Raw genomic sequence first — 20,248 nt, 5'->3', positions numbered from 1 at the left:
ACGGCTTAAGCAGTTCTTCACTCTCTGCCCGGATGCTGGGACGGAATGGCCCGAGGATCGCCCACGATGAGTCTTGCAACAAAACTGGCACAAGAACGGCGTGCGCGGCTTGCCGCTGAGCGCTTGCTTGAAATGAAACAGGCCGAGTTATCGGCGGCCAACCGCAAGCTTGGCCTGCACGCCATAGCTCTGACCAAACGAATTGGCGAGACGCAGGCCGAGGTTGAAACCGTCCGCGGTGAGAATGAGAAGGTCAAATCGGACCTCACACTGGCCAATGCAAAGATTGAAGTGGCCGAGCGGCGGCTGTGGCACTCGATTCAAACCTTCCATGACGGGTTTGCGTTTTTCGACAGTAATAACCGTCTGATCGGCGCCAATACGGCCTATCTGAGCGTCTTTGACGGAATTGAAGAAGTGGCGCCGGGCATTGCCTATCCCCGTATTCTGGAAATTCTCACAGCCGAGGGCCTGATCGACCTTGGAGATGAGGCTGCCCCGGACTGGATAGAAAGAATGAAGGTACGGTGGACGCAAGCCAACCCGCAACCCGAAGTCATTCGTCTATGGAACGGTCACTACTTCAAACTCATCGATCAGCGTGGCAACGGCGGCGATGTGGTTAGTCTAGCGCTGAATATTTCGGCTTCAGTCCGGCATGAGGCTGAATTGCGATCAGCGCGAGAACGGGCCGAAGCGGCCAATCGGGCAAAGTCGGCCTTTCTGGCGAATATGAGCCACGAGATCAGAACCCCAATGAACGGGATCGTCGGCATGACCGAATTGCTGGACGAGACACCTTTGGATGAGGAACAAAGGCTCTATCTCAATACAATTCGCAATTCGGGCGAGGCGTTGCTGGTCATCATCAACGATGTTCTGGACTATTCGAAGATCGAGGCTGACAAGCTGGTCCTGCACCCCGAGCAGTTCGATTTCGAACGCTGTATCCTTGAGGTCGCGATGTTGCTGCAACCGGGTGTGCGGGACAAGGGGCTGACCTTGCTGGTCGACTATGACTTGTTCCTGCCCACACTGTTTGTTGGCGATCCGGGGCGGGTGCGGCAAGTTCTGACCAATTTGGTGGGCAACGCTGTCAAATTCACTGCCAATGGCCATGTGCTGATCCGCGTCACCGGCGTCCCCAATGCCGAGGCGCAAAGCTGCGATATTCACGTGGCAATCGAAGATACCGGCATCGGGATCGAGCAGGCGAAAATTGACCACATCTTTGGAGAGTTTAATCAGGTCGAAGATGAGAAAAACCGCCAGTTCGAAGGAACCGGGCTGGGTCTGGCTATCACCAAGCGTCTGATCACGTTGATGGGCGGAACGATCTGGGTGGAAAGCGATCCGGGGCAGGGTTCGTGCTTTGGGTTTCGGATATCACTGCCCACGGCCGAAGGTCCTCAGCCCGAACCACCTGATCTTGAAGGCAGGCTCAACCATGTGCTGGTGGTTGAGGATTTGGCGGTCAACCGCGCGATCTTGTCCAAACAACTTGGGCGGCTGGGGTCTCGGGTCACTGTCTGCATCTCTGGGGGTGAGGCGTTGGCGGCTATCGACTCATCGGTCGATCTAGTGCTGTGCGACCACGACCTGCCGGATATGGATGGGTTGGAACTTGCCACCACATTGAAGGAACGGGGCTGGGGTGAGTTGCCGATTGTGGTCATGTCTGCCAATCCCGGCACTATACATGCCAATCCCGCCCGTCACCTGATCGAAGGGGTCTTGCAAAAACCCATCCCGCGATCCGAGCTTTACGCGCGCCTGACTGCATTGGGTCAACACAAGGTGGATGCCCCCGCCCAACAGGAAACCGAGCCAGCGCCCGCCACAGACACCTTGGATCAGCGCCTGATGCGCGTCTTGGCGGCTGAGGATAACAGGACGAACCAGTTGATCCTGCAAAAGATGGTCAAGACGCTGAACATTGACCTGCGCTTTGCTAATAACGGGGCCGAGGCGGTTGAGGCTTATATGAATTTTAACCCCGACCTGATCTTCATGGATATCTCGATGCCCGGAATGGATGGAAAACAGGCTACGGGTGAGATTCGGCGGCATGAGATCCAGACCGGGCGCGCTGTGCCAATCGTTGCGCTGACGGCGCATGCGATGGCGGGCGATGATCAGGGTATCCTGTCTGCGGGGTTGGATCATTACCTGACCAAGCCGCTGCAAAAGCGGAAAATTCATCAGATGATCTTGGATCATGAGCCTGATGACGCACAGCCGGTGATTGATAGCGCAATGGAACCCACCTAGGTTGTACCCATGTCGGACCGTGGATTTCAACCGCGCGCATTGGGCGAGATTGCCATTCGGTGCGCAGACATGCGCGCAATGGTGGCATTCTATCAGGATGTCATCGGGTTGGAGCGCCTGAGCGGCGATCACAACAGCGCCATCACATTCTTTCGAATTGGTCCAGGATTTGGCGGCCACACGCAGGTATTGGCCCTGTTCCACCACACGGCCGCTCCGCGCCCCGGTTTGCATCCCGCAGGTGCAGGCCGCCCCACGACCGGAGCCGGGTCATCGCTGCATCACATTGCTTTGTCTTTGCCGTTTCAGGAGCAAGAGGCCGTCCTGCGCTGGTATGACCAGTTGGGCCAGCCTTACCGCGTCGAGCAGTTCGGCTGGATCGGTTGGCGCGGTATTTTCACCGAAGACCCCGAAGGCAATACGGTCGAGCTGGTGGCCTATGACACTTCGATGCAGGATCAGGCCTGATAGGGGCGCACAAAGACGGGTTTGTCCTCGGATGACAGGTCGGGGCGGTATTCATACCCACCGCTGTCAAAGTCCAACAGCCCCGCAGGATCGGTCAGGCGGTGCTGGATGACATAGCGCGCCATGGCCCCGCGCGCTTTCTTGGCGAAAAAGCTGACGATCTTGGGGGTGCCCGCCTTGTCCTCCATGAACACAGGAGTGATCACCCGCAGTTTGAGCGCTTTGGGATCAACCGCGCCGAAATATTCCTGACTGGCGCAGTTCACCAGCACGTCCGATCCGATCTGCACGCCCTGCGCGTTCAAAGCCTTGCTCAGCTGATCGCGCCAGTATTCATACAGGTTCTTGCCGCGCCGGGTTTTCAGCTTGCTGCCCATTTCAAGCCGATAGGCTTGAATCGCATCCAGAGGGCGCAATACGCCGTAAAGCCCCGACAGAATCCGCAGGTGATCCTGCGCCCATGCCATTTCATCGGCATCCAAAGATGCGGCCTCAAGCCCCTGATAGGTGTCGCCGGCAAAGGCCAGCGCGGCGGGACGGGTCAATTCGGCCTCGGGCGCATCGGAAAAGGCGCGGTATCGGTCACGGTTCAGGCGGGCCAGATCGTCGCTCAGGTCCATCAGCTTTTTCAGATCGCCCAATGTCAGGTTTCGGGCGGTTTTCGACAGCCGGATCGCGTCGTCCTGAAAGTCGGGTTGCGTGACCGTCACATCGCGCTCGGCCCAGTCCAGCCGCTTGGCCGGGGAAATCACTACCAGCATATCCGCCCTCTTCGCTTGCCTGTTCGGGGTATCTAGCCCGCTTGTTGCAAGACGTCCAGAAAAGCGGCCCCAAACCTTTCGTGACGACGATCGCCCAGCACTTGTTCCAGCCCGCGCTGATCACCGGGGCGCAATTGCGCGACCTTGGCCAATTGCGAGGCAGAGCAGGTCAGCGGTTTGTCGATCCCGTCAGGCCCACGCGCCAGATCGTTCTGAACGGCCAAAAGCTGGTCGTAGATGTCCCCCTGATCGCGCCCGGCCAGTTTGCGCCGAGCAGGGTGCAGCGCGGCGGCCTCGCCTGCGATCACCTCAAGGAAGGTGTCGCCATAGCGTTCCAGCTTTTTCGCGCCGACGCCGCCAATCCGGGCCATGTCGTCCAGCGTCATGGGGCGGGTTTCCGCCATTTCGATCAGGGTGCGGTCGGGGAAGATCACATACGCGGGCACCCGCTGCGATTCCGCCAGCGCGCGGCGTTTGGCCTTGAGGGCACTGAGCAGCGGCGCGTCTTCTTCGGCCACCATCGCTTTGACGGCGGGGCGGCGGGTGGCTTTGCGGATCGTGTCCTTGCGCAGGTTGATCTGCGCCTCGCCCTTCAGGATCGGTTTGGCGGCTTCGGTCATGCGCAGCGCGCCATGGCGGTCGGGGTCTGGGCGGACCAGATCATGCCCCATCATCTGCCGGAAAATCGCCTGCCATTGCGGGCGGGACCAGTCTTTTCCAATGCCCCATGTGGACAGCGCATCATGCCGCCGCGCGCGGACCTTGTCGGTTTCGTTGGCCAGCAGGATGTCGATCAGATGGCCTGCGCCGAACCATTCCTCGGTGCGCAAGATGGCAGACAGGGCCATGCGAACCGGCGTGGTGCCGTCGAATACCTCGGGCGGGGCATCGCACAGATCGCATTTGCCACAGGGTTCAGCCTGTTCACCGAAGTAACCCAGCAGGGTTTGACGGCGGCAGACCAGCGCCTCGGCCAACCCAAGCAAGGCGTTCAGACGGGCATGATCGGCCATGCGGCGTTCCGGTGGGGCCAGCCCCTCGTCAATTTGCGCGCGGCGCAGGCGGATGTCATCGGGGCCAAACAGGGTCAGCGTTTCCGCAGGGTCGCCGTCACGTCCGGCGCGCCCGATCTCCTGATAATAGGCTTCTATGGATTTCGGCAGGTCCGCGTGGGCGACCCAGCGGATATCGGGTTTGTCGATGCCCATACCAAAGGCGACGGTCGCGACCACGATCAGTCCATCTTCGCGCGCAAAGCGGGTTTCGACAATGCGGCGATCTTCGGGGTCCATACCGCCGTGATAGTGACAGGCCGAATGGCCCTCGGCACGTAGGGCCTGCGCCAGCACCTCGGTCTTGTTGCGGGTGCCGCAATAAACGATGCCGGATTGCCCTTTGCGCGCGGCGGCGAAATCCAGCACCTGTTTGCGTGGCCCGTCTTTGGCAGCAAAGGCCAGATGGATGTTGGGTCGGTCAAAGCCGCGCAGGAATTTGCGGGGTGCGGTGCCGTCGAACAGTTTCTCGACAATCTCATCCTGCGTTTCCGCATCCGCTGTGGCGGTAAAGGCCGCCAAGGGGACGTTCAGTGCGCGCCGCAGCTCTCCGATCCGCAGGTAATCGGGGCGGAAATCATGGCCCCATTGGCTGACGCAATGCGCCTCGTCCACCGCAATAAGGCCGACATTGATCCGGCGCAGCATGCCCAGAGCTGACCCGGCGGCCAGACGTTCGGGAGCCATGTAGAGCAGCTTCAGCCGCCCGGCCTCCAGCGCCTCCCACACCGCATCGGTTTCTTCGGGGGTGTTGCCCGAGGTCAGCGCGCCAGCCTCAACCCCGGCCTCTTGCAGCCCGCGCACCTGATCGCGCATCAGGGCGATCAGGGGGGAAATCACCACCGTCACCCCGTCGCGCAACAGGGCAGGTAGTTGGAAACACAGGGATTTGCCACCGCCCGTGGGCATTATGGCCAGCACGTTCTCGCCTGCCGTCACGGCGTCGACGATCTCTTCCTGACCGGGTCGGAAGTCGTCGAATCCAAAGACATCTCGCAGCAAAGGCGCGGAGTCGAACATCTGCGGGGTTGCCCTGTTTTAAGGTTTTTCTGCTCTTAAGACAGGACAATCACATACTAAGATTCGGTGAACAAGAGGTCAGACGAAATAGACCATGTTGTTGATCAGAATGATCCGCAGCGCATAGACACCGACCAGCACGACCAGAGGTGTCAGATCCAGACCGCCCATATTGGGCAAAAAACGCCGTATGGGGCCATAGATCGGTTCGAGTATCCGGTTCAGGCCGTACCAGATTTGTGCAACCAGTTGCTGATGCAGGTTGAGCACCTGAAAGTTGATCAGCCAGCTCATGATCACATGGGCCAGAATGATGAACCAGACAATGTCCAGGATCAGCAGCAGAATTTGGATCAACGACAGCATGGGGCCTCCGGGTGGTCGATTGCCTGAGACCTAAGCGCCCTTGCGTCAAAGAGCAAGCCCGCGCCCACAGAACGCTTGCGAATTGACCCAAAGCCCCGTCTTATTGACGCAAGAAAAAAACAGGGGCGGTCATGGCAGAGATTTCCAAGCGCAAGCGCATCTGGGGCTGGTGGTTTTTCGATTGGGCGTCGCAACCTTTTCATACATTGCTGGTGACATTTGTCTTTGGCCCCTATTTCGCAGGGATTGCGGCGGGGTATTTCAGCGGCACCGGGCTGGATGCCGAAGCCGCCGCAGCGCGGGCGCAGACGGTTTGGGCAAATTGCCTGACGATCACTGGGCTGATCATCGCGTTTGGTGCGCCGTTGCTGGGAGCGATGGCCGATGTGTCGGGGCGGCGCATCCCTTGGGTTTTTGCCTTCTCGGTCATGTATGCTGTGGGGTCCGCCGCGCTGTGGTACACGCTGCCTGATGGGTCAAACATGTGGCTGATGCTGTCGGCCTTTGGTCTAGGCTTTGTGGGCGCTGAATACGCGCTGATCTTTATCAACTCGCAACTACCCGAACTGGGCGATGATAATGAAGTGGGCGAGATTTCAGGCTCGGGCTTTGCCTTTGGCTATTTTGGCGGGTTGATCTCGCTGGCGATCATGCTGACGCTGTTTGTCGAACAACCCAACGGCAAGACGCTGATTGGGATTGCACCGATCCTAGGGCTGGATGCGGCCAATCAGGAGGGCACGCGGTTCGTCGGACCCTTTACCGCGATCTGGTTCATCCTGTTCATGGTGCCCTATTTCCTGTGGGTAAAGGACGATCCTGACAGCGGAAAACAGGGCTCGGTCGGGGATGCGCTGAAACTGCTGGGCAAATCTATCTCGGACTTGCGCCACCGGGTCAGTCTGGCGACTTATCTGGGCTCGTCCATGTTCTACCGTGACGCGTTGAACGGGCTTTACAGCTTTGGCGGGGTCTATGCGCGGCTGGTGCTGGAATGGGGCCTTATCAAGATCGGCGTGTTTGGAATTGTGAGCGTTCTGGCCTCGGCCATCTTTGCGTGGATTGGGGGCAAGGCAGACAAGAAATACGGCCCTAAACCAGTGATCTTGGTCGCAATCTGGGTACTGATCTTTGTCTGCGTCACGGTGGTGTCGATGGACCGGACACAGATTTACGGGATCACGTTGCCCGAAGGGTCAGGCTTGCCGGACATGATGTTCTTCGGCTGTGGCGTTCTGATCGGCGGTATGGGGGGTATTCTGCAATCGGCCAGCCGGTCGCTGATGGTGCGTCATACCGATCCTACGGCTCCGGTGGAAAGCTTTGGCCTATATGGTCTGTCAGGGCGCGCAACCGCCTTTGCCGCGCCCATGCTGATCGGAATTGCAACAACTGCGACGGGCAGTGCGCGTCTGGGGGTGTCACCAATCATCGCTTTGTTTATTCTGGGTCTAGTCCTGATGCGCTGGGTGAAACCGGAAGGGGATCAGAGCAGATGATTTTATTACGTTTTTTGGCCGTTCTGGCCGCATTGACACTGGCAGGCACGGCCGGGGCGCAACCCCTGGCCAAGCAGCTATTTGGCGCGCAAAAGCAAAGCTCGGCTCAAAAACCGGCCGCTTTCGGCAGTTATTCGCGCGGATGCGCCGCCGGATCTGTGCAGCTGCCCGAAACCGGTCCGACTTGGCAGGCCATGCGCCTGTCGCGCAACCGCAATTGGGGGCACCCGCAGGCGATCGACTTCGCGCAGGACCTCAGCCGGTTTGCGGCGAAACAGCCGGGGTGGAATGGTCTCTATATCGGGGATATCAGCCAGCCGAGGGGCGGGCCGATGACTTCGGGGCACCGCTCGCACCAGTTGGGTCTGGATATCGACATCTGGATGCTGCCCGGTGACAATATGCGCCTGTCCCGCAAGGCGCGCGAGAATATCTCGTCCATCTCCCTGCGCCGTGAAAACGGGGCCTTTGTAAACGGCAATTGGACCAAGCAACACCACGCGGTGCTGCGCGAAGCTGCCAAGGACAAGCGCGTCGCTCGGATTTTTGTCTTCCCCGGTGCCAAAGTGCAAATGTGCAAGGATGAGAAAGGCAACCGTTCCTATCTGCGTAAGATCCGGCCTTGGTGGGGGCATCACTATCACTTCCACGTTCGCCTGGCTTGCCCGAGAGGGTCGCGCGGCTGTGTCAATCAGGACCCACCCCCCAAGGGTGACGGCTGCGCACAGGCGCAGGAATGGGTGAACAACATCCTCAACCCGCCGCCACCGGACCCGAATGCGCCTGCGCCGAAGCCCCGGCGAGAATACCGACTTGCCGATCTGCCCCAACAATGCGCCGCCGTTCTGCAATCCAACTGATCGCCGCGTCTCTGGTCGCAGGTGCTGTTTGGGCAGTTGAGGCAAAAACGGCCTCGCACCTGAGCAGCTACACCTGGAAACACCCCGCCGCGTGGTTCGGCGGATTTTCTGCCGTTCATGTCTATGATCAGGGGCAGCGCATAGTCGCGCTTAGCGATCGGTCCACGGTCATCGAGGCTCGGATCGAGCGCGACAGGGGCCAGATCACCGGCGTCACCCTGACCGACCACGCGCGGCTTTTGTCCAGCACTGGGCGCGCCATGTCTGGCACAGCGGGCGATTCCGAAGGGATCGCCGTTGCCCCGGATGGCAGCTTTTACGTCTCTTTCGAGGGTATCCACCGTGTCGCGCATTACACAGGATTAAAGGCCAAAGCCCGTGTTCTGCCGCGCCCCAAAGCGTTCGACGCATTGAATGGCAACGGGTCGTTCGAGGCGCTGGCGATGGATTCCAGCGGTCGTCTCTATACCTTGCCGGAAAAGAACCGCACCGCGCAGGGTGATATTCCCGTCTACCGTTGGGATGGTCAGGGTTGGGCGACCCCCTTTGTCTTGCCGCAACGCGGTAAGTTTTTGCCTGTTGCGGCGGATGTCGGCCCTGACGGGCGGTTTTACCTGTTAGAGCGCGCAGTCGGGTGGACCGGCTTCCGCTCGCGTTTGCGACGCTGGCAGTTGGGCGACGGGGAGGTGACCAGCGAAGAAACCCTGTTTGAAACGGGCACCGGCACGCATGACAACCTCGAGGGGCTGTCCATCTGGCGCGATGACCAAGACCGTTTGCGCGCCACCATGATCTCGGATGACAACTTTCTGGCGCTGCAACGTACCGAGCTGGTCGAGTATCTTCTGCCCGATTGACTCAGAACACCCAAGGGTCTAAACGCACGGCTTGCCTTGGGACGGTCCCTTGGCCAAGTCGCCGCTACCTTGACAAAACGGGCATCAAAATATGCAACGCAGCTTTATTCCCGGCATTTTTGCCATGGCCGCCATTGTCGTGGCCTCGAACTTTCTGGTCCAGTTCCTGATCCTTGACGGGCTGTTGACCTGGGGTGCTTTCACCTACCCGCTGGCCTTTCTGGTCACGGACATCATGAACCGCGTCTACGGCGTGGGCCCGGCCCGCAAGGTCGTGTTCGCCGGGTTTGTCACCGGCATCATCTGCTCGCTGATTGGCAGTCAGATCATGTTGCAAGGTGACGGGTTCACCTATGCCGCCGTCCCGCTGCGCATCGCCGTAGCCTCGGGCACCGCTTTCCTGATCGCGCAACTGACCGACGTCACCGTATTCAATTCGCTGCGCGGCGGACGCTGGTGGCGCGCGCCGTTGGTCTCGACGCTGGTTGGGTCTGCACTGGATACCGCGATCTTCTTTACGCTGGCCTTCTCGGCCTCGGTCACATTCTTCGGTGCCAATGCGGACGCCGCGATCAACTGGGCGTGGGAGCCCGTGCCCTTCATGCTGACCGGCCCGATGGCGCCCTTGTGGGTGACGCTGGCCTTTGCGGATTGGCTGGTGAAATTGTCGCTGGCCCTGATCGCCCTGATCCCGTTCAAAGTGATCGTTGGCCGATTGATTGCACAGCCCGCGTAAAAAAGTGCTTTGAGAATAGCGCATCTTGTGTCACCATCCTTATCAACCGCAACAGATAGAAAAGGAGGTGATCCAGTGTCGAGAAAGAGATTGGAGAGAGGTGTCGGAACAACCGGGGGGAAAGCCTGCTAGGGCAGCCCTTGGCGGGGTAATCACCCCGGCTGGTCGATTGATCTAACCGACCCAACCTCCTGTACTTTCGAAGGGCCGTCCCACCGGGGCGGCCCTTTTTGTTTCCGCCCGCGCCCGCTAAGGTCCGCCTCATGTTGCGCATCACCGACGATATCATCCTGCAAGACTGGGAAATGACCGAAACCTTTGTTCGGTCCTCCGGCCCTGGTGGGCAGAATGTGAACAAGGTTTCAACCGCAGTCGAGTTGCGGTTCGAGGCTGCGCGCTCACCATCCCTGCCCGATCCGGTCAAGGCGCGGCTGAAACGGTTGGCCGGACGGCGCTGGACCAAAGACGGCGCGATCATCATCCAGTGCGAGGAAACGCGCTCACAAGCCCGGAACCGAGAATTGGCCCGCGCCCGCCTGGCCGAGTTGATTTCCCGCGCGCTGGTCAAACCCAAACGGCGCATCGCCACCAAACCCACCTATGGGTCGGTGAAACGGCGGCTGGCGGCGAAAAAGGCACGCTCTGACGTCAAGGCACTGCGCGGACGTGTTAACGAAGATTGAACTGGCAGTTTCCCCGCGCCTTGCTAGTCTGACCACCAAACGGGAGGGCAAGGCTATGAGGCTTAAGAGTAAAACGGCAATCGTAACCGGCGGTGCATCCGGTTTCGGTGCAGGCATCGCGCAGACATTCATAGCCGAAGGTGCCCGCGTGATGGTTGCAGATATCAACGGCGACGCGGCACAAGACATGGCCACGTCCCTTGGCGACCAAGCCACCGCGCAACAGGTGGATGTAGCTGATCGAGCTTCGGTTCAGGCCATGGCCGACGCCGCAGCCGCAACCTTCGGAACCCTCGATATTTTGGTCAACAATGCGGGCGTTACCCACCTGCCAACTCCGCTAGAGGACGTGACTGAGGATGATTTCGACCGCGTCTTCAACGTGAACATGAAATCTGTCTACCTGACTGCCTGCGCCTTTGTCCCGGCGATGAAGGCACGCGGCGCAGGCGCGATCCTGAACGTGGCTTCCACGGCGGGCCTGTCGCCGCGCCCGAACCTGAATTGGTACAACGCGTCCAAGGGCTGGATGATCACGGCCACCAAAACCATGGCTGTGGAACTGGCCCCGTCCGGCGTGCGCGTCAACGCCATCTGCCCGGTGGCCGGTGAAACCCCGCTGCTGAAATCCTTCATGGGCGAAGACACCCCGGAAATCCGCGCCAAATTCCTCTCAACCATCCCGCTCGGCCGTTTCTCAACCCCGCAGGATATGGCAAACGCCGCCCTATTCCTGTGCTCGGACGAGGCCAGCATGATCACTGGCACAGCTTTGGAGGTCGATGGTGGCCGCTGTATCTGATCCGCCCTTCATCTGGCCAAAAATATCCCCGCCGGAGGCAGCGCGCCCGCGCGCTTTCCGCCCCAAACGGACCAGTCAGTCGTGACACCCGGACCCAAAAACCTGATCACCGATATCCCCGGCCTTCTGGTCGGCAACGCGCAGGACGCAGCGCTGAAATCCGGCACCACGGTCCTGACCTCCGCCAACCCGTTCATCGCATCGGTCCATGTGATGGGCGGCGCTCCGGGCACGCGTGAGACTGACCTTCTCGCCCCGGACAAATCCGTGGACCGAGTCGACGCCATCGTGCTGTCCGGGGGATCGGCCTTCGGGTTAGATGCCTGCTCCGGCGTCTCGGATGCCATGCGCGCGCAGGGTCGGGGCTTCGCCGTCGGCGCGGCTGTGGTCCCCATCGTTCCGGGCGCCATCCTGTTTGACTTGCTGAACGGCGGTGAAAAGGCATGGGTTGAAAACCCGTATCGCAGCTTGGGTCATCAAGCGTATCTCTCGGCCTCAGATCAATTTGAACTCGGCAGCATTGGGGCCGGCACCGGCGCATTGGCAGCGATGCAAAAGGGCGGGCTGGGCTCGGCTTCTGCCGTTCTGCCCAATGGCATCACGGTCGGCGCTTTGGCGGCGGCGAACCCACTGGGCAGTGTCACCACGCCGGGTGATCGCCATTTCTGGGCCGCGCCGTTCGAAATGGATAGTGAATTCGGAGGACTGGGACCCGACCCGAATTCGGGTCTGGGGCAACCAGCCCCCAGCCGCAAGGCGCAGGCCATGCACCCGGCGGCGCCGGACAAAGCAAATACCACCATCGCGATTGTCGCCACCGACGCCAAACTGTCCAAGTCGCAATGTCATCGAATGGCGGTTGCCGCCCATGATGGTGTTGCCCGCGCCATCGTTCCCGCCCATACGCCGGGCGACGGGGACCTGGTCTTTGCAGTCAGCACGGGGACCCGCCCGCTTGGGGGTGACCCGATGCAGATAGGAGCGCTGGGACACGCAGCGGCCGTCTGTCTGGCCCGCGCCATAGGTCGCGCCATCTTTGAGGCGACGCCACAGACAGGGGATCTGTTACCCTGTTGGTCACAGATACATGACTTAAGTTAAGGACGACCAAAGTCGGGCTGTGACACAGTGCCATCGCGCGGCAATCTGCGCGTTGACTCTCATCTACACTGACGGTCCATTCAGTGCAGCCAATTCGTATCGGAGCAAAAGCTATGAATCGTATCCTCGCCACCGCAGTTGCCGGTCTTCTGGCCCTTCCTGCCTATGCAGAAGGTGACGCCGAAGCGGGCAAGAAAGCGTTCAACAAATGCAAGTCCTGCCACCAGATCGCCGATGCCTCCGGTGAAGCCATCGTCAAAGGCGGCAAGACCGGTCCGAACCTCTACGCCATCGCAGGCCGTACCGCTGGTACCGTTGATGGATTCAAATATGGCGACAGCCTTGTCGCTGCAGGTGAAAATGGCCTGGTCTGGGATGAAACGACTTTCGTTGGATATGTTCAGGACCCCAAAGCCTTCCTGAAAACCTATCTGGATGACACAGCGGCCAAGTCGAAAATGACCTTCCGGCTGAAATCCGGCGGTGAAGACGTCTATGCCTATATCGTCAGCGTTTCGGGCGAATAATATCTGACACCGATCTCCTGAGATTCATCGAAAGGCCGCAGTCCCCCTGCGGCCTTTCGTGCGATTGATATGAGTGCTCAACATCGCCACCTTGGACATACGCAGCCGAACGAGCCCGACCTGTCCGTCGGGCAGGCAGCAGGAGTTGAAAGATGGGAATCATGATCCCGGCCTGGGTCGATGGCGAGTTGACCCCCGTGGACAAGCTTGAAGCGCATGAAAAGGGTTTGCGGCACAAGGCGGTGTCGGTCTTTGTCGTGCGCGGCACCGAGATTTTGCTGCAACGCCGGGCGATGGGCAAATACCATACGCCGGGCCTGTGGGCGAATACCTGCTGCACCCATCCCGACTGGGGTGAGACGCCCTCGGAATGCGCAGTGCGCCGCCTGCGCGAAGAGTTGGGGATTACCGGACTTTATCCCGAATACCGTCACCGGCTGGAATACCACGCCGATGTGGGCAATTCGATGATCGAGCATGAGGTGGTGGACGTGTTCCTCGCTCATGTGCGTGGGCCATTGCAGATCGAACCGAACCCCGACGAGGTGATGGATATCCGCTGGATCGACTATCACGACCTTCTGGCCGAGGTGCAGCGCCACCCCGCGCGTTTCACGCCCTGGCTCAAGATTTATCTGCACAACCACGCCGACACGATTTTCGGCCCCGACCTGATCATCTCGGCCAAGACCTGAGGGCTTGCAAGGCCGCGCCAAGCCGCCTAAATCAACGCGTCATGGCCAAGCAAAAGCAGAAGACCGACCCGAACTACAAAGTCATCGCCGAAAACCGGCGGGCCCGCTTCGATTACGCGATCGAAGAGGATATTGAGTGCGGCATCATGCTGGAAGGCTCCGAGGTCAAATCCCTGCGCGCGGGTGGCTCGAACATCGCTGAAAGCTATGCCTCGGTCGATGACGGAGAGCTGTGGCTAATCAACAGCTATATCGCGCCTTACGAGCAGGCGAAGGTCTTCAAGCATGAAGAACGCCGCCGCCGCAAGTTGTTGGTATCGCGCAAGGAATTGTCGAGTCTGTGGAATGCGACCCAGCGCAAGGGTATGACGCTGGTGCCGCTGGTTTTGTATTTCAATCACAAGGGCCGAGCCAAGCTGAAGATTGGAATCGCCAAGGGTAAGAAACTGCACGATAAGCGTGAGACGCAGGCCAAACGCGACTGGTCACGCCAGAAGCAGCGGTTGATGAAGGATCATAGCTGATCCTTCACCGGGTTCAGAACGCCATCGCGGCCGACACAGCCCGTTTCCAACGGTCATAGGCGGCATCACGATCTTCCTGCGACATTTCAGGTTTAAACCGGCGATCCAGCGCCCAGGTCTCCGAGAATCCTTGCTGATCGGGATAGACCCCCGCGCGCATTCCGGCCAGCCACGCCGCACCCAGAGCAGTTGTTTCCTGCATCACCGGACGGTCAACTTCGGCCCCCAGATAGTCCGACAAACCCTGCATCGCCCAATCCGAGGCGCTGGCGCCACCGTCGACGCGCAGCGTCACATCGGTATCCGCGCCCCAGTCGCCTTGCATGGCGTGCCACAGATCGCGGGTCTGGTAGGCGATGCTTTCCAAGGTGGCTTTGGCGAACTCGGCCCGACCTGAGTTGCGGGTCAGACCGAACACTGCGCCCCGGCAATCGGGTTTCCAGTAAGGCGCGCCCAGCCCGGTAAAAGCGGGCACCAGCACGACATGCTGATTAGGGTCTGCTTGTTGCGCCAATTCTCCGCTTTCGGGGGCCGTTTCGATGATCTGCAACGCATCACGCAGCCACTGCACCGCAGCCCCGGCCACAAAGATCGAGCCCTCCAACGCATAGGTCCGTTTGCCGTCCAGCTGGTAGGCGATGGTAGTCAGCAGACGGTTTTTCGATTCGACCGGCTTGTCGCCCGTGTTCAGCAGCGCGAAACAGCCCGTGCCATAGGTGGATTTCATCATCCCCGGCTGAAAACACGCCTGCCCAATGGTGGCGGCCTGTTGGTCGCCGGCGACGCCCAAAATGGGGATATTTCCCCCAAACAGGGTCGTTTCTCCGAAGTCCGAGGCACAATCATGGACCTGCGGCAGCATATTCATCGGCACGTCCAGTAGATCACAGATCTCCGTGCTCCATTCGCCTTTGTGGATGTCGAACAACAGGGTGCGGGCGGCGTTTGTGGCGTCGGTGGCGTGGCTGCGGCCTTCGGTTAGACGCCAGATCAGGAAGCTGTCGATGGTGCCGAACAGCAGCTCTCCGGGTTCGGCCTTTTCGCGCGCGCCGGGGACGGTATCCAGCAGCCATTTCACCTTGGTGCCCGAGAAATATGGGTCCAGCAGCAAGCCGGTCTGGGCCGTCACATCATCCTCGCAACCGGCTTGTTTGTAGCGGGCGCAAATCTCGGCGGTGCGGCGGTCCTGCCAGACGATGGCGTTGTGGATCGGTTTCCCGGTGGCGCGATCCCAGACCACGGTGGTTTCACGCTGGTTGGTGATGCCGATACCGGCGATTTGGTCGGGGGTGACGCCATTGGTTTCCATCACCTCGCGGCAGACCCGCAAAACGCTGTCCCAGATTTCCTCGGGGTCGTGTTCGACCCAGCCTTCCTGCGGGAAATGCTGGGTGAATTCGTGCTGTGCGGTGCCAGCGCGCTGCATTTCAGCGTCAAACAGAATGGCCCGCGATGATGTGGTGCCCTGATCAATGGCGAGAATATAGGTCATGCCCTGCGCCCCCCTCCGGTATTGGTTTTGCAGGACTTTAGCGCAAACAGCGTGGCTGGGGCCAGAGCGATCAGACCGGAATATTGTCGATCAGTCGCACGCCGTCCGCCCAAGCGGCCACAAACAGCCGGGCGGGGCGGTCGGCATGGGTCAGCGGATCCAGCGTCTCGGCGCAGCGCAGTTGGATATATTCGACTTGCGTAAAGCCCGCTGCCAGCAGATCGGTCTGTGCCCGCGCGGCCAAGGCGTCGAATGCCGCGCCATCTTTCAGCGAGGTGGCCAGTTCGATCATGACCCGGTGCTTGTGGGCAGCAACCTCCAACCCCTCTGGCGACAGACGCAGGTTGCGCGAGGACATCGCCAGCCCCGAGGGTTCGCGCACCGTGGGACAGCCAACAACCTCAATCGGGATATCCAGATCGCGGGCCATACGGCGCACGACTATCAGTTGTTGATAGTCTTTTTCCCCGAAATAGGCTCTGTCTGCCTGCGTCTGCAGGAACAGCTTCGCGACGACAGTGGCGACGCCATCGAAATGACCGGGGCGGAATTCACCCTCCATCACATTGGTCAGGCCGGTGACGGAAACGGTGGAGGCAAAGCCCTGCGGATAGATCTCATCAGGATCGGGCACATAGATCGCGTCCACGCCATAGGGGCCCAGTTTCTGCGCGTCCTCATGTTCCGTGCGCGGATAATTGGCCAAGTCTTCGGGGTTGTTGAACTGCTTGGGGTTCACAAAGATCGTGACAATGACGCGGTCGGCCCCGGCCTTGGCGGCCTCAACCAGCGACAGATGCCCCTGATGCAGCGCGCCCATGGTGGGGACCACGCCGATGACCTCGCCGTTGCGGTGCCATTGGGATGTCAGCGCGCGCAGATCGGTAAGGCGGCGCAGGATGGGGGCTGTCATGTCTTTGGTCCTTTGGACGGGGCCTGATCCGCAAAAACATGTTCGTCCGCCGGAAAGCTGCGGGCGCGCACTTCGGCGGCGTATTCGGCGATGGCGGCCTCGGCCAAGGGGCCAAGTTCGGCATAGCGTTTGACGAATTTCGGTTTGAAGGCGGTGAAAAAGCCCACCATGTCGTCGACCACAAGAATTTGCCCGTCACAGCCCGCAGATGCACCGATGCCAATGGTGGGGATCGCAACCTCTGCTGTGATGCGATCGGCCAGGCCTTGCGGAACTTTCTCTAACACGACCGAAAACGCGCCTGCGCTTGCGACGGCGTGGGCGTCGGCCAGAACCGCCCCGGCCTGATCATCGCGGCCCTGTACCTTGTAGCCACCCAGCGTGTTGATCGATTGTGGGGTCAGGCCGATATGGGCCATCACCGGAATGCCGCGTTGGACCAGAAAGCGGATGGTCTCGGCCATTTCGACCCCACCCTCCAGTTTGACGGCCCCCGCGCCGGTCTCGGCCATCAGCCGCGCGGCATTGCGAAAGGCGTCGGCCGGCGAGTGTTCATAGCTACCGAACGGCATGTCGATGACCATCATCGCGCTGCTCAGCCCCCGGGCGACGGCTTGCCCGTGCATCACCATCATCTCCATCGTCACGCCCAGCGTCGATTCCAGCCCGTGCAGCACCATGCCGACGCTGTCGCCCACCAGTACGAAATCGCAATGGGCATCCATCAACCGCGCCATCGGCGTGGTGTACGCGGTCAAGCTGACGATGGGCTCGCCGCCTTTGAGGTCGCGGATATCCTGGGCGTTTGGGGCTTTTTTGCGGGCGGTGGCACTCATGATCGTTGCTCCGGGGTTCATGTTGCAGCGCGGCATAACAGATCGACAGGGGCCATAGAAACCCCGGTTGCGCGAACATTTCCTTGATTGACCTTGGGTTTATGGGGACATTGGTCTCAGAACGACCCTCGGAAACGAAGGGTCACACATTTTCAGTGGGGAGTGATTTACATGACAAAGCAGACGTTTCGGTCCTTTGCGTCGGTGTTGGCCGTGGCAGCCAGCCTCTTCGCCGGGCAGGCTTGGGCCAAATCCGATATTACCATTGCGATGCAGTTGGAGCCTCCGCATCTGGACCCGACAAGCGCCGCCGCGCAAGCCATCGATTCGGTCGTTTATACTAATATCTTCGAAGGGTTGACCCGTTTTATGGGCGATGGCTCGGTCGTGCCGGGGCTGGCGGAAAGCTGGGAGATTTCGGATGACGGCACTGTCTACACTTTCAAGCTGCATGATGGTGTGACCTTCCACGATGGCTCGACCATGGATGCCGAGGACGTCAAGTTCAGCCTTGACCGCGCCCGCGCCGAAGACAGCGCCAACGCGCAGAAAGCCCTGTTTGCCGGGATCGACAGTGTCGAAGTAGTCGATCCTCTGACCGTCAAGGTCACGTTGTCTGCACCGAACGGGAACTTCCTGTTCAACATGGCGTGGGGCGATGCGGTGATTGTCGCGCCTGAAAGCATCGAGAACATCAAGACCAACCCGGTTGGTACCGGGGCCTATACCTTTGGCGACTGGGTGCAGGGCGACAGCATCACACTGAACCGCAACCCGAACTATTGGGGCGATCAACCCGCGTTGGAGACCGCTACGTTCAAGTTTATCTCGGATCCGACCGCTGCATTTGCTGCGATGATGGCCGATGATGTGGATGTGTTCGACAATTTCCCGGCCCCCGAAAACCTGCCTCAGTTCGAGGCGGATTCGCGGTTTCAGGTGCTGGTCGGTTCGACCGAGGGCGAGACGATCCTGTCCACGAATAACAAAAAGCCGCCCTTTGACGATATCCGCGTGCGGCAGGCTTTGGCCCATGCGATCGACCGGCAGGCGATCATCGACGGGGCGATGTTCGGCTATGGCACCCCCATCGGCACTCATTTCGCACCACACAATCCGGCCTATGTCGACCTGACCGGAAATTCGGCCTATGACCCCAAGAAAGCCGCACAGCTTCTGGCAGATGCAGGCTATGCTGACGGGTTCGAAACCACGTTGCACCTGCCGCCACCCTCTTACGCCCGTCGCGGCGGTGAGATTATCGCCGCACAACTGGCCGAGGTCGGGATCAAGGCTGAAATCATCAATGTCGAGTGGGCGCAATGGTTGGAGTCGGTGTTCAAGGGTAAGGATTTCGGCCTGACTATCGTCAGCCATACAGAGCCAATGGATATCGGCATCTACGCGCGGCCTGACTATTACTTCCAGTATGACAGCAGCGATTTTCAGGCTCTGATGGAGCTGTTGAACGAAACGACCGACCCCGATGAGCGGACCAAACTGATGGGAGACGCGCAGCGCCTGATCGCCACTGATTTCGTCAATGGCTACCTGTTCCAGTTGGCCAAGCTGGGTGTTGCCAAAGCTGGTGTGCAGGGCCTGTGGGAGAACGCGCCCACGGCTGCCATCGACCTGACGCAGATCAGCTGGTCCGAGTGATCAAAGGTGGGGTCGTGTCGCGCGACCCCGGTTCTCGTAAGGTCAAGGCAAACGATACGATGACGTTTTTCCGAGTTTTTCTGCTGTGTGTGGTGGCACTGTGGGGACTGCCTTCAGCGACGGTTGCACAGAATGCGTTGAGCAGCCGGCTGGATGCACTGGTTGGAACCCCTGAAAACCCGTTGAACGTGGGTGTCGGGATCAAGATCGACCAGATCACCAGCGTGGATCAAAAAGCAGAGAACTATGGGGCAGTGGTCGTTCTTCGGTTCGAATGGACGGATCCTTTGCTGGCTTTTGACGAAGAACAGATGGGGCGTGATGTTCGGGTTTTTAACCCGCCGGATTTGGCGGACCACGCGGCCGAGATCGGGTCCGTCATGCCGGCTTTTGTGATCCATAACCAGCAGTCCAACAAATGGATTCACGAATCTGCCGCAGCACTGCGCAGCGATGGGCGTGTCGTTTACGTCGAAAAATCCTCGCTGACCTTGCAGGCCCCTCATTTCGATTTCCGCAAGTACCCGTTCGACACGCAGGATTTCTATTTCGAGGTCGTTTCGGTCTTTCCCTCGGACTACGTGACGTATTACCCGCTGGAAGACTTTTCGGGTCTGGGCGATCTGCTGGGCGAGGAAGAATGGGTTCTGGGCAACGCGCGAATGGTGAAAACCCAGGTTCAGGGTCTATCGGGGCAAGATAGCGATCAACTGGCGCTGGCCTTTCAGGGCAGCAGGCATCAGACCTACTACATGATCCGGGTGTTCATGCCGATGCTGGTACTCGTTGCGGTTGGCTGGGCGCTGTTCTTTCTGGACGAATACCGCAAACGGATCGAGATTGCGGGCGGCAACCTGCTGGTCTTCGTTGCTTTCAACTGGGCGATTTCCGCTGATCTGCCCAAGCTGGGCTATCTGACTTTTCTAGATTTCGTTCTGCAATGGATGTTCCTGATGACCGGGGCGTTGATCGTGTTCAATGTTGCCTTGCGCAGACTCAAGGTCGCAGGGCACGAAGACACGGCGCGCAAGCTGGATAACTACGCCGTTAAATGGATCTATCCGCTGGGCTATGCCGCGATCGTCGGCTACGCGGTTTCTGCTTATTTGCTGATACCTTAGACGCT

General features: G+C 59.8%; 20 protein-coding genes. 14 read left to right on the top strand and 6 right to left on the bottom strand.

Going from position 1 to position 20,248, the window contains the following annotated elements; translation table 11 throughout:
• Nucleotides 1–66 precede the first annotated feature (66 nt).
• On the top strand, nt 67–2,271 hold the full coding sequence (locus tag AC2FJ6_RS10740; RefSeq protein WP_496668967.1) for a response regulator: 2,205 nt from the start codon (nt 67–69) through the stop codon (nt 2,269–2,271).
• A gap of 9 nt (nt 2,272–2,280) precedes the next feature.
• A complete protein-coding gene (locus AC2FJ6_RS10735) occupies nt 2,281–2,739 on the top strand; it encodes a VOC family protein (RefSeq protein WP_496668965.1) in 459 nt (152 codons plus the stop codon).
• On the opposite strand, the gene yaaA is transcribed toward AC2FJ6_RS10735, so the two are convergent.
• The 3 genes from yaaA to AC2FJ6_RS10720 all read right to left on the bottom strand — a co-directional run bounded on the left by yaaA (nt 2,730) and on the right by AC2FJ6_RS10720 (nt 5,938).
• Nucleotides 2,730–3,500: a peroxide stress protein YaaA gene (yaaA, locus tag AC2FJ6_RS10730; protein WP_480876158.1), complete on the bottom strand. Its 771-nt coding sequence runs from the start codon at nt 3,498–3,500 to the stop codon at nt 2,730–2,732. The genes AC2FJ6_RS10735 and yaaA overlap by 10 nt on opposite strands.
• Before the next feature lie 32 nt (nt 3,501–3,532).
• The gene (recQ, locus tag AC2FJ6_RS10725) at nt 3,533–5,572 is read right to left on the bottom strand and encodes a DNA helicase RecQ (protein WP_496668962.1); all 2,040 of its coding nucleotides are present in this window, start codon (nt 5,570–5,572) and stop codon (nt 3,533–3,535) included.
• A gap of 78 nt (nt 5,573–5,650) precedes the next feature.
• On the bottom strand, nt 5,651–5,938 hold the full coding sequence (locus AC2FJ6_RS10720) for a YggT family protein (protein WP_170772954.1): 288 nt from the start codon (nt 5,936–5,938) through the stop codon (nt 5,651–5,653).
• A gap of 131 nt (nt 5,939–6,069) precedes the next feature.
• Between AC2FJ6_RS10720 and AC2FJ6_RS10715 the strand changes: the two genes are divergently transcribed.
• The 10 genes from AC2FJ6_RS10715 to smpB all read left to right on the top strand — a co-directional run bounded on the left by AC2FJ6_RS10715 (nt 6,070) and on the right by smpB (nt 14,222).
• The gene (locus AC2FJ6_RS10715; RefSeq protein WP_170772952.1) at nt 6,070–7,437 is read left to right on the top strand and encodes an MFS transporter; all 1,368 of its coding nucleotides are present in this window, start codon (nt 6,070–6,072) and stop codon (nt 7,435–7,437) included.
• Entirely contained in the window at nt 7,434–8,297 is an 864-nt protein-coding gene (gene mepA, locus AC2FJ6_RS10710) for a penicillin-insensitive murein endopeptidase (protein WP_170772950.1), read from the top strand. Before AC2FJ6_RS10715 ends, mepA begins: the two co-directional genes overlap by 4 nt.
• Nucleotides 8,270–9,154, top strand: a complete 885-nt coding sequence (locus AC2FJ6_RS10705; RefSeq protein ID WP_170772948.1) for an esterase-like activity of phytase family protein — start codon at nt 8,270–8,272, stop codon at nt 9,152–9,154. The genes mepA and AC2FJ6_RS10705 overlap by 28 nt, the downstream gene beginning before the upstream one ends.
• Nucleotides 9,155–9,245: 91 nt before the next feature.
• On the top strand, nt 9,246–9,890 hold the full coding sequence (locus AC2FJ6_RS10700) for a queuosine precursor transporter (protein WP_496668960.1): 645 nt from the start codon (nt 9,246–9,248) through the stop codon (nt 9,888–9,890).
• A 263-nt stretch (nt 9,891–10,153) separates the two neighbouring features.
• Nucleotides 10,154–10,573 carry an alternative ribosome rescue aminoacyl-tRNA hydrolase ArfB gene (arfB, locus tag AC2FJ6_RS10695; RefSeq protein WP_170772944.1) on the top strand — a complete coding sequence of 140 codons (420 nt, stop codon included), beginning with the start codon at nt 10,154–10,156 and terminating at the stop codon, nt 10,571–10,573.
• 55 nt (nt 10,574–10,628) lie between these two features.
• Nucleotides 10,629–11,375, top strand: a complete 747-nt coding sequence (locus AC2FJ6_RS10690) for an SDR family oxidoreductase (RefSeq protein WP_496668957.1) — start codon at nt 10,629–10,631, stop codon at nt 11,373–11,375.
• 81 nt (nt 11,376–11,456) lie between these two features.
• Complete coding sequence (locus AC2FJ6_RS10685) at nt 11,457–12,476, top strand: P1 family peptidase (protein WP_170772940.1); 1,020 nt, start codon at nt 11,457–11,459, stop codon at nt 12,474–12,476.
• A 113-nt stretch (nt 12,477–12,589) separates the two neighbouring features.
• Nucleotides 12,590–13,003 carry a c-type cytochrome gene (locus AC2FJ6_RS10680; RefSeq protein ID WP_170772938.1) on the top strand — a complete coding sequence of 138 codons (414 nt, stop codon included), beginning with the start codon at nt 12,590–12,592 and terminating at the stop codon, nt 13,001–13,003.
• A gap of 152 nt (nt 13,004–13,155) precedes the next feature.
• Entirely contained in the window at nt 13,156–13,698 is a 543-nt protein-coding gene (gene idi / locus AC2FJ6_RS10675; protein ID WP_170355873.1) for an isopentenyl-diphosphate Delta-isomerase, read from the top strand.
• A 41-nt stretch (nt 13,699–13,739) separates the two neighbouring features.
• Nucleotides 13,740–14,222, top strand: coding sequence for an SsrA-binding protein SmpB (gene smpB / locus AC2FJ6_RS10670; RefSeq protein WP_170755184.1), 483 nt, complete (start codon nt 13,740–13,742; stop codon nt 14,220–14,222).
• 13 nt (nt 14,223–14,235) lie between these two features.
• On the opposite strand, the gene glpK is transcribed toward smpB, so the two are convergent.
• The 3 genes from glpK to panB all read right to left on the bottom strand — a co-directional run bounded on the left by glpK (nt 14,236) and on the right by panB (nt 17,463).
• The gene (gene glpK / locus AC2FJ6_RS10665; RefSeq protein WP_170772936.1) at nt 14,236–15,714 is read right to left on the bottom strand and encodes a glycerol kinase GlpK; all 1,479 of its coding nucleotides are present in this window, start codon (nt 15,712–15,714) and stop codon (nt 14,236–14,238) included.
• Between the two features lie 70 nt (nt 15,715–15,784).
• Nucleotides 15,785–16,627: a pantoate--beta-alanine ligase gene (gene panC, locus AC2FJ6_RS10660; RefSeq protein ID WP_496668954.1), complete on the bottom strand. Its 843-nt coding sequence runs from the start codon at nt 16,625–16,627 to the stop codon at nt 15,785–15,787.
• Entirely contained in the window at nt 16,624–17,463 is an 840-nt protein-coding gene (gene panB / locus AC2FJ6_RS10655; protein WP_170772932.1) for a 3-methyl-2-oxobutanoate hydroxymethyltransferase, read from the bottom strand. The genes panC and panB overlap by 4 nt, the downstream gene beginning before the upstream one ends.
• A 171-nt stretch (nt 17,464–17,634) precedes the next feature.
• Between panB and AC2FJ6_RS10650 the strand changes: the two genes are divergently transcribed.
• Both AC2FJ6_RS10650 and AC2FJ6_RS10645 read left to right on the top strand, forming a co-directional pair.
• Entirely contained in the window at nt 17,635–19,122 is a 1,488-nt protein-coding gene (locus AC2FJ6_RS10650) for an ABC transporter substrate-binding protein (protein WP_496668952.1), read from the top strand.
• A gap of 14 nt (nt 19,123–19,136) precedes the next feature.
• A complete protein-coding gene (locus tag AC2FJ6_RS10645; RefSeq protein ID WP_496668950.1) occupies nt 19,137–20,243 on the top strand; it encodes a ligand-gated ion channel in 1,107 nt (368 codons plus the stop codon).
• Nucleotides 20,244–20,248 lie beyond the last annotated feature (5 nt).

It is taken from the genome of Ruegeria sp. CDSA089 (assembly GCF_059612205.1).
The sequence above is the reverse complement of the archived record's forward strand: the minus strand, read 5'-3'. Positions and strand labels throughout refer to the sequence as shown.

Bases quoted from the DNA above. Each gene is read 5' to 3' on its own strand.
- AC2FJ6_RS10705 (WP_170772948.1), top strand. From the start codon at position 8,270: ATGCGCCGCCGTTCTGCAATCCAACTGATCGCCGCGTCTCTGGTCGCA.
- AC2FJ6_RS10740 (WP_496668967.1), top strand. From the start codon at position 67: ATGAGTCTTGCAACAAAACTGGCACAAGAACGGCGTGCGCGGCTTGCC.
- mepA (WP_170772950.1), top strand. From the start codon at position 7,434: ATGATTTTATTACGTTTTTTGGCCGTTCTGGCCGCATTGACACTGGCA.
- idi (WP_170355873.1), top strand. From the start codon at position 13,156: ATGGGAATCATGATCCCGGCCTGGGTCGATGGCGAGTTGACCCCCGTG.
- smpB (WP_170755184.1), top strand. From the start codon at position 13,740: ATGGCCAAGCAAAAGCAGAAGACCGACCCGAACTACAAAGTCATCGCC.
- AC2FJ6_RS10715 (WP_170772952.1), top strand. From the start codon at position 6,070: ATGGCAGAGATTTCCAAGCGCAAGCGCATCTGGGGCTGGTGGTTTTTC.
- arfB (WP_170772944.1), top strand. From the start codon at position 10,154: ATGTTGCGCATCACCGACGATATCATCCTGCAAGACTGGGAAATGACC.
- AC2FJ6_RS10650 (WP_496668952.1), top strand. From the start codon at position 17,635: ATGACAAAGCAGACGTTTCGGTCCTTTGCGTCGGTGTTGGCCGTGGCA.
- yaaA (WP_480876158.1), bottom strand. From the start codon at position 3,500: ATGCTGGTAGTGATTTCCCCGGCCAAGCGGCTGGACTGGGCCGAGCGC.
- AC2FJ6_RS10720 (WP_170772954.1), bottom strand. From the start codon at position 5,938: ATGCTGTCGTTGATCCAAATTCTGCTGCTGATCCTGGACATTGTCTGG.
- AC2FJ6_RS10735 (WP_496668965.1), top strand. From the start codon at position 2,281: ATGTCGGACCGTGGATTTCAACCGCGCGCATTGGGCGAGATTGCCATT.
- panB (WP_170772932.1), bottom strand. From the start codon at position 17,463: ATGAGTGCCACCGCCCGCAAAAAAGCCCCAAACGCCCAGGATATCCGC.
- recQ (WP_496668962.1), bottom strand. From the start codon at position 5,572: ATGTTCGACTCCGCGCCTTTGCTGCGAGATGTCTTTGGATTCGACGAC.
- AC2FJ6_RS10680 (WP_170772938.1), top strand. From the start codon at position 12,590: ATGAATCGTATCCTCGCCACCGCAGTTGCCGGTCTTCTGGCCCTTCCT.
- AC2FJ6_RS10700 (WP_496668960.1), top strand. From the start codon at position 9,246: ATGCAACGCAGCTTTATTCCCGGCATTTTTGCCATGGCCGCCATTGTC.
- AC2FJ6_RS10690 (WP_496668957.1), top strand. From the start codon at position 10,629: ATGAGGCTTAAGAGTAAAACGGCAATCGTAACCGGCGGTGCATCCGGT.
- panC (WP_496668954.1), bottom strand. From the start codon at position 16,627: ATGACAGCCCCCATCCTGCGCCGCCTTACCGATCTGCGCGCGCTGACA.
- glpK (WP_170772936.1), bottom strand. From the start codon at position 15,714: ATGACCTATATTCTCGCCATTGATCAGGGCACCACATCATCGCGGGCC.